We start from the raw sequence: 12,048 nt of genomic DNA on the forward strand, positions 1-12,048 counted from the left end.
GCAGCCCGTCGATCCGCAGCGACGGCGGCGGTTCAGCCGAGCAGCGGGAACCAGCCGGCGGCCTCGCCCAGCTCAGCGCGGTCCCGGTCGGTGAGCGGCTCGCGGCCGGCGGCCTTGAGCAGGTATGCGGCGTCGTCCCAGTCGCTCGGGCGGACCGCGTCGTCGCTGAGCAGCCCGTCCACCGTGGTCACCGCGACGCGGCAGGCGAGCGGCCCGGGCGGCGGCGCGTCGGGCAGGTCGAGCACCAGATCCAGGTGGTGGATGACGGCCTCGGTGGTCAGCGTGGCCAGGAAATCGGGTACGTGCAGCACGTGCCCCTGGGTGCTGACGCAGCCGGCCGGGTCGGCGGCGGTGGCGGCGCGCACGGCGGCGGGGGCGGTGTCGGACCAGAGCCGGACCACTCCGCTGGGGCGGTCGAAGGCGGCGGCGGAGCGGCGGGCCCACCAGGCGTGCCGGGCGGCGGCGTCGCCGTCCCCGCCGGGCGGAAAGGAACGCCAGTAGCTGACGTCGTCCACGTCGGGCGGCCCGTCGGCGGGGCTGGCCAGGGCGACCAGGGCGCGCTGGGCGTCGCAGAGCACGTGGAAGAGCAGGTCGGCGACGAGCCAGCCCCGGCAGCGGGTGGGTCGTTGCAGGTCGGCGTCGTCCCGCCCGGCGACCACGGCGGTGATCCCCTCGTACGCCTGAGCGAGCGCCTCGTGCTGCGCGATCGACGTCATGACGGGGAGCCTGCCACGGGCCGCCCGGATCGGCAGGGCGGAAGGGCCGGGGCGGGTGCCCCGGCCCCGGTGGCGGTCAGCCGAACATCTCGTCGAGGAAGCTCTTGTGCTTCTTGCGCTTGTAGTGCCCGTGGTAGCCGTGGTGCTGCTGCTGGTGCCCGCTGTGGCCGTACGCCGGCTGCGGCGGGTAGGCCGGCGCGTGCGGCGGCGGCGGCGCGGCCGGGTAGCCCGGCTGGTGCGGGGGCGGCGGCGGGGGCGGGGCGTACCCGCCGGCGACGTGGCCGGGCTGGGCGGGACCGTGGCCCGCGGGCTGCCCGGGTGCCGGGGCGGCCTGCTGCTGGTTCCAGTTCGCCTCGGCCTCGAACAGCTTCTCGAGTTCACCGCGGTCGAGGAAGATCCCCCGACACTCGGTGCACTGGTCGATGACGACTCCGCTGCGCTCGTACTGGCGCATGTCTCCGTGACACTTGGGACAGGTGAGCTGCATCGCTCGACCGTACCCCGTCGGCGCGAGGTTCAGGCGGTGGCGATCAGCGCCTCGTTGACCTCGTCGTCGGAGACCTCGTGGAAGTCCTCGTAGTAGGCGCCGACCGCGCCGAACTCCGGCGGGCGCTGGGCGCAGATCACCTGGTCGGCCTCGGCGGCCAGCATCTCGTACGCCTCCTGGGAGCCGACCGGCACCGCGACGACGACCCGGCGGGCGCCGAGGTGGCGGGCGACCTGGACGGCGGCCCGGGCCGTCGCGCCGGTGGCCAGCCCGTCGTCGACGATCACGGCGGTCCGGCCGGTGAGGTCCAGCGGTGGTCGGCCGGCCCGGTAGCGGGCCTCTCGGCGTTCCAGTTCGGCCTGTTCCCGGCGTTGCACGTCGGCGACGTCGTCGGGGCCGAGCCGGGCGGCGACCACGTCGTTGAGCACCCGGACCCCGCCGGGGCCGAGTGCGCCGAAGGCGACCTCGGGCGCCCAGGGCATGCCGAGCTTGCGGACCACCAGGACGTCCAGGGGCGCGCCGAGCCGGTCGGCGATCACCCGGGCCACCGGCACCCCGCCCCGGACCAGCCCCAGCACGATGACGTCGGGTTCTCCGACCAGGCCGGTCAGCCGTTCGGCGAGCTGTCGGCCGGCATCCTCACGATCGCGGTAGGTGCTGCTCATGTCCTCAGGTCTACGCCCTGGGGAGGGCCGGTGTCGGCGACTCCGGCGAAACGGTGGTCGGCTGTCCGGCCAGCGCGGGTGCCCAGACGAGCAGGGCGAGCGGGTAGAGCAGGTAGCCGAAGCGGGTGGTGGGCATCAGCAGGATGGCCGCCAGCAGGCCGTATCCGCAGATCAGCGCGGTGGCGGTGGCGGTGCCGGGCGGGTGGCGCAGCAGTCGGAAGGCGATCGCCACGCCGGCGGCGACGAGCAGCGTCGCGGCGATCACCCGGCCACCGGGCAGTCCGGTCGCGATCAGGTGCCCGGGGAAGGGGGACTGGGCGGGGCTGGTCACCAGCCCGTGGCCGAGCGGGAACCGCAGCACGTTCTCCACCAGCGCGTCCCGGTCGACCAGCACCGCCGGCACCACGGCGAGCACCGGCAGGCCGAGCGCGCCGACGGCGACCCGGAGCCCGGCCCGCCGGGTGGCGCCCCAGAAGATCAGGACCAGGGCGACCGGCCAGGCGAAGAGCTTCAACGCGCCGGCGAGCCCGACCGCCACGCCGGCCGCGCCGGGCCGGCCGGCGGCGGCGCACGCCAGCGCCAGCAGGCAGAGCGCGAGTACGGGCAGGTCGTCGCCGCCGGTGGCGAGGGTGAGCGCGCAGATCGGCAGCACGGTCGCGGCCTGTACGCCGCGCAGCACCGCCGCCGGGTGGGGGCGGTCGGCCGAGGGGCGGTCGGCGGCGCGCAGCGCGACCACCGCGACGGCCAGCGCCAGCGCGGTGACCAGCGCGAACCACACCCGGGAGTCGGTCCACCAAACGTCCACGCCGGCCCGGGGCAGCCCGAACAGCGCCATCCCCGGCTGGTACGGCGTGTAGCCGAGCAGTCGTTCGTCGGCGGGGAGCGCGGCGATCGCGTCGGGCCCCAGGTAGGGGGTGCCGTGCTCGGCGAGCCGGATGCCGGAGTGCTCGACGACCACCACCTCCTCCTGCGCCCGGTCGGTACGCCCCGACGCCCGCTGGATGCTCTGGATCACCAGCGGCAGCAGGGCGGTGGTCGCCCAGGTCAGCGCGGTGACCGCCGAGCGCGCCGGCACCCCGGCCAGCTCGGGGCGGCGGCCTCGGAGCAGGAGCTGGCCGGCGACCAGCAGCGCGGCGATCAGGTAGCCGACGGCGGCGACGCTCCCCCAGGCCCGGTGCGGTGCCAGGGTGGAGGTGGCGGCGGTGACCGCGGCGAAGGCGGCGGAGACCGTGTAGAGGCCGAGGTCGAGGGCGAGGCCGCCGGCGGTGGAGTCCAGGGCGCGCCAGGTGCGGGAGGCGGCGGTCACGCCGGCAAGTGTGGCAGACCCGTCGGGCGGCTCCGGCCGGGCTGGCGGCGGCCGGGGGCGAGGCGGATGACCGCGCCGGTGTCGTGCAGCGGCGGGACGAGGGTGCCGGGCCGGCCGCCCGAGCCGCGTTGCAGGGCGGCGAGGAGACTGCCGGACGGCAGTGGGCGGGCGAAGAGGTGGCCCTGGCCGGCGGCGCAGCCCAGCTCCCAGAGCGCCCGGCGCTGCGGCTCGCTCTCCACGCCCTCGGCGACCACGGTGAGGTCGAGGCTGCGGCCGAGGTCGAGGGTCGAGCGGATGACCGCCGCGGCCTCCGCGGAGCCCTCCATCGCGGTGACGAAGCTGCGGTCGATCTTCAGCTCGTGCACCGGGATGCGGGAGAGCAGGGAGAGCGAGGAGTAGCCGGTGCCGAAGTCGTCCAGCGCCAGCCGGACGCCGGAGTCGCGCAGCCGGCTGAGCACCCGGTCGACCACGTCGAGCTGGCTCAGTGTCAGCGTCTCGGTCAGCTCCAGGACGAGCCGGTCGGGTGGGAGGTCGTGGGCCCGCAGCCGGGCCAGCACCGCGCCGGGGAAGCGGGCGTCGAGCAGGCTGCGTGGGGAGACGTTGACCGAGACCGGCAGGTCGAAGCCGGCCGCCCGCCAGCTCACGGCGGCGAGCAGCGCCTGGTCGAGGATCGCCTCGGCGAACGCGGGGAGCAGGCCGGAGCGTTCCACCGCCTCCAGGAAGCGCAGTGGGTCGATCATGCCGTGGGTCGGGTGGTGCCAGCGGGCCAGCGCCTCCGCGCCGGTGACCTCGCCGCTGGCCAGGTCCACGATGGGCTGGAAGTTGACGGTGAACTCGTGGTCGGCCACCGCCCGGGGCAGCTCGCCGCCGAGGGTGAGCCGGCCGAGGTCGGCGGTGTCGCGGGTCGGCGCGTACGTGGAGACCCGCTGACCGGCCCGCTTGGCCTGGTACATCGCCACGTCGGCGCGGCGCAGCAGCTCCGGCATGCCGCCGCTGGCCGGCGCCACGGCGATGCCCCCGCTGGCCTCGACGCTGATCCGCATGCCGTCCACGTCCAACGGCTGGTGCAGGGCGCCGATCAGCGTCTCCGCCCGGTGCGCGGCGACCGCCGGGGCGGGCAGCCCGCGCAGCAGTACGGCGAACTCGTCGCCGCCGAGGCGGGCCACCAGGTCCTCGGCCTGCGCGGCGGCCCGCAACCGGTCGGCGACCTGCATCAGCACCTGGTCGCCGGCGGCGTGGCCGAGGGTGTCGTTGACCTCCTTGAAGTGGTTGAGGTCGATCAGCACCAGCGCGGTCACCCCTTCGGCGTGCCGGGTGCTGAGCTGGTCGGTGCCGCGCTCCAGCAGTTGCCGCCGGTTGGCCAGGCCGGTCAGCGCGTCGTGGGTGGCGGCGTGCGCGTGTTCGGCGGCCACCCGGGCCAGCTCGGCGTACGCCTGGGCGTTGCGGACGGCGGTGCAGAGCGCCGAGGCGAAGGTGCGCAGCGTGTACTGCTCCCGCTCGGAGAGCTGGACCGGTCCCCGGAAGCGCAGCCGCAGCACCCCCACGTCGGCGCTGCCGTCGTGGCCCTCCAGCCGGGCCGGCAGCACGGAACCGTCGACGGTGCTGGGCTCGCCGGCCGGTCCGTCGTACCCGATGGTGCCGCCGGCGCCGCGGACCGTGCGGCCGCCGTCGCGCAGCTCGATCTCCACCTCGTCGGCGGAGAAGAGCTCCCCGGCCTGGGTGACCGCGGTGGTGAGGACCTTGTCCAGGTCGACGACGTTGAGCGCGTCGGTGGTCCGGGCGAGGCGCTGCCAGGCCTGCTGCTCGGTGCGGGCCTTGACCCGGTTGGAGTAGAGCAGGTGGAGGCTGAGGACCAGCGGCGGCACCGCCAGCAGGAGTCGGTTGTCGCCCCGGAGGATGACCAGGGTGACGGCGATCAGGACGAAGCGGGCCAGTGCGCTCGTCAGGCGCAGCCCGAGGTCGTCCCGGAAGAGCCGGCGGACCTGGGTGCCGGTGGCCAGCGCGATGACCGGCAGGGTGAGCACCTCGTCGAGGACCACCGCGACGGCGTAGGCGACGCCGACCATGCCGATGGCGTGCCGCAGGTCGGCCGTCTCGGACCAGCCCAGCGCGTGCAGGGTGACGCCGGCGCCGGCGGCCAGCAGGGTGCTCTTCGCGACACCGAACGCCGTCTTCAACGGCGACGGCTTCATCGACAGCAGCGCGGTCGCCACGCCGACTCCGGTGGTCAGCACCACCAGCGGCGCCGGTGCGACCGCCAGGCCGAGGACGATGGCCGTCTCGCTCCAGGAGATCGCGTGCACCGTCGCGCGGATGCGGATCCGCCAGTTGATCCGCACGCCGAGGGCGGCCATGAAGACCAGGGTGAGCGACAGCGTGAGGTCGTCAAGGGAGAGATCGAGGTTGACCAGTTGGCGTACGGAGAAGGCCACCGCGACCGCGGCCACCACGCAGACGAGGCCGACGTGCAGCGTCAGCTGCCGCTCGGCCTCCGTCTTGCCTTCGCCCGGTCGTGCCACCGCGTCCTCGACTGCCACTCGGTTTCGCTGAGCAGAGGCCAAGGCTACGTGCGGTCATCCCGTCGCCACAATCGTCTACAGCCACTCGTGTGCGGACATCGCCCTGATCCCTTCACTGGTCGTGACCCCGACTCCCGGTCGGCGTCTCGGACCAGCACAGCCTAAGTGCGGTTAGGCCAATTTTGGAGGGATAAATGTAACTATGGGCAATAGATGAGAATTGGGCGCGGAGTCGTGACGTTCCGTTTCCTTGCGGAGACTGACCGCTGCGTGGCTATCGGTTCTTGTTAACGCTAGATAATGGTGGATCAGCAACGGTTTCGTCATCGGGTGCGGGGGCCTAGTTCCGGGTACCCCGAGGTGGCGTGCGCCGCACATGGAAGCGGGAAGCGGCCGACGGCCGACGGCCGACGGAGTGTAGTCGTATCGAAACTCTCGCGTATGGCCGACCGAGCATTCGTCGTGATTCGCGTTCTGTAAGTTGCGCCTTTCATCAGTCACACCCCGCCTACCCGCTGCCGACGATGCGGCGAACTCCCTTTGCGTCGGGCGCTTGCGCACCTGAAGCGTTTAGTCACGATCAGGGAAATCGCTGATGAACAGCGGGTCGTGAATCGGGGACGGGGTTCGGCCCGGCCCGTCGCGGTCGGGCTCACGTCCCGGTCGTACCCGGCGGATAGGCTGCGGTCGTGACCGATCCCGCGCAGCTCACCCACGTCGACCCGGCGGGTGCGGCCCGCATGGTCGACGTCTCCGCCAAGCCGGTCAGCGGCCGGCTCGCCGTGGCCGCCGGCCGGTTGCGCACCACCGCCGAGGTGGTCGACCTGCTGCGCCGCGACGGCCTGCCGAAGGGCGACGCCCTGGCGGTCGGTCGGCTCGCCGGCATCATGGGCGCCAAGCGCACCCCCGACCTGATCCCGCTCTGCCATCCGATCGCGCTGCACGGCGTGACGGTCGACCTGCGGCTCACCGGGGACACCGTCGAGATCACCGCCACCGCGCGGACCGCCGACCGGACGGGGGTGGAGATGGAGGCGCTGACCGCCGTGGCGGTGGCCGGGCTGGCCCTGGTCGACATGGTCAAGGCGGTCGACCCGGCCGCCTCCGTCGACGCGGTGCGGGTGCTCCGCAAGGAGGGCGGCAAGACCGGCGAGTGGGTCCGCCCCGAGGATCGGCCGTGATCCGGGCCCGGGTGGTGGTCGCCTCCAACCGCGCCGCGGCCGGCGTCTACGCCGACACCAGCGGACCCCTGCTCGTCGCTGGCCTGCGGGAGTTGGGCTGCGCCGTGGACGAGCCGGTGGTGGTTCCCGACGGCGAGCCGGTGGGCGAGGCGTTGCGCAGCGCCCTGGCCGACGGGATCGACGTGGTGCTGACCAGCGGCGGCACCGGGATCACCCCCACCGACCGGACGCCCGACGTGACCCGCGCGCTGCTCGACTACGAGATCCCCGGCATCGCCGAGGCGATCCGGGCGCACAGCCGCGACCGGGTTCCCACCTCCGCGCTGTCGAGAGGGCTGGCCGGGGTGGCGGGCCGAATGCTCGTGGTCAACCTGCCCGGGTCGACCGGCGGCGCGCGGGACGGCCTCGCCGTGCTCGGCCCGATCCTCGGTCACGCCGTCGAGCAGTTGCGCGGCGGCGACCACTGACGCCCGGTCCGGAGTCCACGGCGATAGGCTCGCCCGGTGAGCGCGCGGACGTGACGCGCGCACCGCAGTCGGTGAACGGAGGCCCCCGGTGAGCACGGAAACCGCCGCCGCCGCGGCACAGGTCGCGGCACCGCCGCCGGCCGGTTGGGAGGAGGCCCGCTCCCGGGTGTACGCGGTGGGCCTCGCCGCCGCGCTCCCCGCGGTCCGGCGGCCGCTGGCCGACACCGACGGGCACACCCTCGCCGAGCCGTTGACCACGCGGACCGACCTGCCCGCCTTCCCGACCTCCAGCGTCGACGGCTGGGCGGTGCGTGGCGAGGGCCCCTGGGACGTGGTCGGGCGGGTGCTGGCCGGCAACACCCCGCCCCCGCTGACCGCCGACGGCACCACCGTCGAGATCGCCACCGGCGCGATGGTCCCCGAGGGCACCACCGCCGTGCTCCGGATCGAGGAGTCGAGCCGTACCGCCGACGGACGGGTGACCGGCACGCCCCGGCCCCACCCGGAGTGGCGGGAGCCGGGCGAGGAGGCGTACGCGGGTGAGGAACTGCTCCCCGCCGGCACCCCGGTCGACCCGGCGCTGATCGGGCTGGCCGCCTCCTGCGGCCACGACCAGCTGCCGGTGCGCCGGCAGCCCCGGGCCGCGCTGCTGGTCTTCGGCGACGAGCTGCTGACCGCCGGCCCGCCCGGCGCCGGCCGGGTACGCGACGCGCTCGGCCCGGCCGTGCCGGCCTGGCTGCGCCGGTACGGCTGCCAGGTGCGCTCCTCCGACGTGGTCGGCCCGGTGGCGGACACCCTCCCCGCCCACGTGGCCGCGCTGCGGTCCGCGCTGGCCAACGCCGACCTGGTCTGCACCACCGGCGGGACGATGCACGGTCCGGTCGACCACCTGCATCCCACCCTGGAGGCGCTCGGCGCGGATTACGTGGTCAACACCGTGGCGGTCCGGCCGGGCTTCCCGATGCTGCTGGCCCGGCTCGCCGGCGCCGACGGTCGGGTCCGCTTCGTCGCCGGGCTGCCGGGCAACCCGCAGTCCGCGATCGTCGCCCTGGTCTCGCTGGTCGCACCGCTGCTGGCCGGGCTGACCGGCCGGCCGATGCCGGTGCTGCCGCACGCCACGCTCGCCGAGCCGGTCCCCGGCCGGGGCGACTACACGCATCTGGCCCTGGTCCGGCTGGACCGGGCCGCCGGCACCGCCCACCCGCTGCGCCACGTCGGCTCGGCGATGCTGCGCGGGCTGGCCGGCGCCGACGGGTTCGCGGTGATCCGTCCGGGCACCACCGGCGAGGTCGGGGCGCGGGTGCCGGTCGTACCGCTGCCGCTGCTGCCCGGGGAGCGCTCGTGGTGACCGCCGACCCGACGGTGGCCGTCCTCGCGGTCACCGACCAGCCGCTCGACCTCGCCGCGCACGAGGCCGCGGTCGCCGACCGGCGGGCCGGCGCGGTGGTCTCCTTCCAGGGCGTGGTCCGCGACCACGACCACGGCCGTCGGGTCACCCTGCTGGAGTACGAAGGCCACCCGAGCGCCGCCGACGTGCTGCGCGAGGTCGCCGCCGAGATCGCCGCCGAACCCGAGGTGTACGCGGTCGCGGTGTCGCACCGGATCGGCCGGCTGGAGATCGGTGACGTGGCACTGGTCGCCGCGGTCAGCACCGCGCACCGCGCCGCGGCCTTCGAAGCCTGCGCCCGCCTGGTCGACGAGGTCAAGGCGCGCCTGCCGATCTGGAAGCGCCAGGTCTTCACCGACGGCACCGAGGAATGGGTCAACTGCCCCTGACCGCTCCGACCCTCATGATCCGGGCCGGTGGCGGTCAGCGGCGGGCGGTGGTGGCGGTGCGGGCCAGGCGGTCGGTGTAGAAGGCCGGCTCGGCACCGGGGCGCCAGGGCAGCGCGGCGACCAGCACGATCAGCGCCAGCGCGAGGGAGTTCTCCATCAGCGCGCCGACGAGCCCGTCCTGGTAGTGCGACACCTCGGGGAGCTGGTGCTCGTACGGCCAGATGGGCGAGACGAGGAAGAGCAGGTAGAGCCCCGCCGCCGCGACGGCGTGCCGCAGGCCGGTCAGCGTCGGGTACCAGATCGGCGGGCGCAGCCCGTTCACCCCGGGCGGCCCCCCGTACGACGACGCCTGGCCGGCGCGCGCCGCCAGGCCCCGGCTCGCCTCGCGGCGGCGTACGGCGGCGTCGGCGAGCACGACGATCGCCGGGATGACCCAGACCAGGTGGTGCGTCCAGGAGATCGGGCTGATCACGTTGGCGGTCAGCCCGACCAGGGTGAACGCGGTCAACTCGTCGCCGTCGGCCCGGGCGGTGGCGGCGCGGGAGAGCCCCACCGCCAGCATCAGCACCGAGAACGACAGCCAGAGCAGGCCGGGCGTCTCGATCGAGTCGTACAGCCGGGCGAGCAGGCCGGCCAGCGACTGGTTGGGGGTCATGTCGGCCGCGCCGACCCGCTCGGTCTGCCAGAGCACGCCGCCGAAGTAGGCCCGCGACTCCGTACCGACCAGCGCGAACGTCCCCAGCGTCACGCCGATGGTGGTGCCGACGGCGGTGGCCGCCGTCCGCCACTGCCGGGTGATCAGCAGGTAGACGATGAAGAGCGCCGGGGTCAGCTTGACGGCGGTGGCCAGGCCGATCCCCATGCCGGCCCACGCCCCGCTGTAGAGGAAGCGCACGAACGGGCCGTCGGTCGGGCGGCCGTGGGTGCCCCGCCGGGACCGCCAGCGCAGCCCGATCAGGTCGGCCATGATCAGCCCGAAGAGCAGCACGTTGACCTGGCCGTACCCGAGGGTCTCCCGGACCGGTTCGATGGCGACGGACATCGACGTCGCGATGCCCACGGTGAACCAGAGCGGCCAGCCGAGCCGGTCCACGATCGGCCGCAGCAGCGCGGCCAGCACGAGCGCGAGGGCGGCGATGCTGCCCGCCGCGTTGATCCAGCCCGCCGCCTCGACCGGCAGTCGCGCCATCGGCAGCATCATCAGGCCGGCGAAGGGCGGGTAGGTGAAGCCGAGGGTGGTGGTCGGCGCGATGAACTCGTACAGCTCGTGACCGCTCGCCCACCACACCACCGCGCCGTGGTAGATCTTCATGTCGAAGAAGTTGTACGGCCGCCCGAATGCACCGATGGCGAGCCATGCGGCATAGGCGACGGCGGCCACGATGCCGGTCCGTACGACTGTCCTACGATCGATCCCACGCGTTGCGCGACGGACTGGGGCGAGGCGGTCCAGCCGTCTACCGACGATCGCCGGCATGGCGTGGCCACCCCCGTACCAAGGTCGTCCTACCCGTCCAGGTCCGGTACGGAGCCTAGAACGGCGCCTCACGTTGATGCCTCCCGCGTTATGCGACCGTGTCCGATCCCACACATGTTTTTGACATTTCCACCGCGTTAACGGCAGACGGGTGGTTCAGGTAATTCGCGGCCTTGCGGGGGGTGATGGCCGTATTGACGCAGGTCAGCCCGGAAGTCGCCGGGCCGTGGACGCGGAGAGGGCGGCGATCCGCGCTTCCCGGCGGGCGGTACGCACCGCACGGGTGACGGAACGTCGAGAGTGGCCGATGCGATGACCGGCCCGCCAGCGCAGACCCGGCTTCCCCTCGGTGTCGGCGGCGGCGAGCAGCAGGCCGCCGAAGAGCCCGAGGTTCTTCAGGAAGTGGATCTGGTTGTTGGTGCGCGCCATCGGGTCGTCGTTCTTCCAGAAGGGATGCCCGGCGATGGTGACCGGCACCAACGTGCCGGCGAGCACGAGCGCGGCCGGCCGGCTGAACCTTCCGGTGGCCAGCAGCAGGCCGGCGGCGAACTGCACCGCCGAATTGGCGCGGACCAGTGTGGTGGTGTCGGTGGGAAGCTGCGGTGCGACGTTGGAGATCAACGGAGCGACCCGGTCGGTGATCGGCTGGGCGGTCGGCACGAGCCGCTCGGGGTGCTGGAAGTTGCGGACCCCGCTGACCACGAAGATGCCGCTCAACATGACGCGGGCGAGGGAGCGCACGGGTTTCATGGATCAGTCATACCCCGTCCGGGCGTCCGCTACCCCGGCAACGGCCGATCCGGGACCTTCCGACATGGACGTGACGCCACGCCGATTCGAGCGACCGTTGCTGATGGACGTGCTCCGACCGGTAACGTCGCGCGGGTGACGACCCTGCGGCTGCGCCCCGAGGACCCGGCGGACACCGGGCCCGTCCGCATGGTGCTGGCCGCCGCCTTCGCCCGCCCCGACGCGGCGGTCCCCGGCGAGGTGGCGCTCGTCGACGAGTTGCGCGACAGCGACGCGTGGATCCCGGAGCTGGCGATGGTGGCCGAGTACGGCGGCGAGGTGGTGGGCTACGCCCTGCTCAGCCGGGTCTTCGTCCAGTCCGACGACGTCCGCGCCCCGGCGTTGGCGCTCGGGCCGGTCGCGGTGGCCCCGCACCGGCAGCGGGTCGGACACGGCACGGCGGCGGTGCAGGCCGGGCTGGACGCCGCGACCGAGCTGGGTGAGCGCCTGGTGGTGGTGCTCGGCGACCCCGCGTACTACCGGCGCTTCGGGTTCGTCCGGGCGGACCGGATGGGGCTGACCAGCCCGTGGTCGGGTCTCGGGGAGCCGTGGCAGGCGCTGGCGCTGCCGCCGAGCACCAGCGGCGAGGGGCCGCCGCCGCGCGGTGAGGTGCTGTTCCCGGCACCCTGGTCCCGCGTCTGACCGCGACCGGGGCGCCGTCGACG

12 protein-coding genes are annotated in these 12,048 nt (G+C 74.2%); 5 read left to right on the forward strand and 7 right to left on the reverse strand.

Features of this window, described 5'->3' with window-relative positions; all coding sequences use genetic code 11:
* Positions 1–32: 32 nt before the first annotated feature.
* The 5 genes from FHX75_RS16905 to FHX75_RS16925 all read right to left on the reverse strand — a co-directional run bounded on the left by FHX75_RS16905 (position 33) and on the right by FHX75_RS16925 (position 5,711).
* Positions 33–716, reverse strand: a complete 684-nt coding sequence (locus FHX75_RS16905) for a maleylpyruvate isomerase N-terminal domain-containing protein (RefSeq protein WP_154941088.1) — start codon at positions 714–716, stop codon at positions 33–35.
* 76 nt (positions 717–792) lie between these two features.
* On the reverse strand, positions 793–1,203 hold the full coding sequence (locus FHX75_RS16910; RefSeq protein WP_154941090.1) for a TFIIB-type zinc ribbon-containing protein: 411 nt from the start codon (positions 1,201–1,203) through the stop codon (positions 793–795).
* A gap of 29 nt (positions 1,204–1,232) precedes the next feature.
* Positions 1,233–1,868: a phosphoribosyltransferase gene (locus tag FHX75_RS16915; RefSeq protein ID WP_154941091.1), complete on the reverse strand. Its 636-nt coding sequence runs from the start codon at positions 1,866–1,868 to the stop codon at positions 1,233–1,235.
* A 10-nt stretch (positions 1,869–1,878) separates the two neighbouring features.
* Positions 1,879–3,174 carry a glycosyltransferase 87 family protein gene (locus tag FHX75_RS16920; protein WP_154941093.1) on the reverse strand — a complete coding sequence of 432 codons (1,296 nt, stop codon included), beginning with the start codon at positions 3,172–3,174 and terminating at the stop codon, positions 1,879–1,881.
* Entirely contained in the window at positions 3,171–5,711 is a 2,541-nt protein-coding gene (locus FHX75_RS16925; RefSeq protein WP_246158135.1) for a putative bifunctional diguanylate cyclase/phosphodiesterase, read from the reverse strand. Before FHX75_RS16925 ends, FHX75_RS16920 begins: the two co-directional genes overlap by 4 nt.
* Before the next feature lie 671 nt (positions 5,712–6,382).
* On the opposite strand from FHX75_RS16925, the gene moaC reads away from it, so the two are divergent.
* The 4 genes from moaC (at position 6,383) to FHX75_RS16945 (ending at position 9,117) form a co-directional block, all read left to right on the forward strand.
* Positions 6,383–6,874 carry a cyclic pyranopterin monophosphate synthase MoaC gene (moaC, locus tag FHX75_RS16930; protein ID WP_154941095.1) on the forward strand — a complete coding sequence of 164 codons (492 nt, stop codon included), beginning with the start codon at positions 6,383–6,385 and terminating at the stop codon, positions 6,872–6,874.
* Positions 6,871–7,341 (forward strand): MogA/MoaB family molybdenum cofactor biosynthesis protein, encoded by a 471-nt coding sequence (locus FHX75_RS16935; RefSeq protein ID WP_154941097.1) that lies wholly within the window; start codon positions 6,871–6,873, stop codon positions 7,339–7,341. Before moaC ends, FHX75_RS16935 begins: the two co-directional genes overlap by 4 nt.
* Positions 7,342–7,429: 88 nt before the next feature.
* Positions 7,430–8,689, forward strand: coding sequence for a molybdopterin molybdotransferase MoeA (locus FHX75_RS16940; RefSeq protein WP_154941099.1), 1,260 nt, complete (start codon positions 7,430–7,432; stop codon positions 8,687–8,689).
* Positions 8,686–9,117, forward strand: a complete 432-nt coding sequence (locus FHX75_RS16945) for a molybdenum cofactor biosynthesis protein MoaE (protein ID WP_280839100.1) — start codon at positions 8,686–8,688, stop codon at positions 9,115–9,117. The genes FHX75_RS16940 and FHX75_RS16945 overlap by 4 nt, the downstream gene beginning before the upstream one ends.
* Before the next feature lie 34 nt (positions 9,118–9,151).
* On the opposite strand, the gene FHX75_RS16950 is transcribed toward FHX75_RS16945, so the two are convergent.
* Together FHX75_RS16950 and FHX75_RS16955 are read right to left on the reverse strand one after the other, a co-directional pair.
* On the reverse strand, positions 9,152–10,594 hold the full coding sequence (locus FHX75_RS16950; protein WP_154941100.1) for a glycosyltransferase 87 family protein: 1,443 nt from the start codon (positions 10,592–10,594) through the stop codon (positions 9,152–9,154).
* Between the two features lie 204 nt (positions 10,595–10,798).
* Positions 10,799–11,344: a DoxX family protein gene (locus FHX75_RS16955; protein ID WP_154941102.1), complete on the reverse strand. Its 546-nt coding sequence runs from the start codon at positions 11,342–11,344 to the stop codon at positions 10,799–10,801.
* 135 nt (positions 11,345–11,479) lie between these two features.
* On the opposite strand from FHX75_RS16955, the gene FHX75_RS16960 reads away from it, so the two are divergent.
* Positions 11,480–12,025: a GNAT family N-acetyltransferase gene (locus FHX75_RS16960; protein WP_154941104.1), complete on the forward strand. Its 546-nt coding sequence runs from the start codon at positions 11,480–11,482 to the stop codon at positions 12,023–12,025.
* The last annotated feature ends 23 nt before the right edge of the window (positions 12,026–12,048 follow it).

It is taken from the genome of Micromonospora palomenae (genome assembly GCF_007829925.1).
Lineage (GTDB): Bacteria > Actinomycetota > Actinomycetes > Mycobacteriales > Micromonosporaceae > Micromonospora > Micromonospora purpureochromogenes.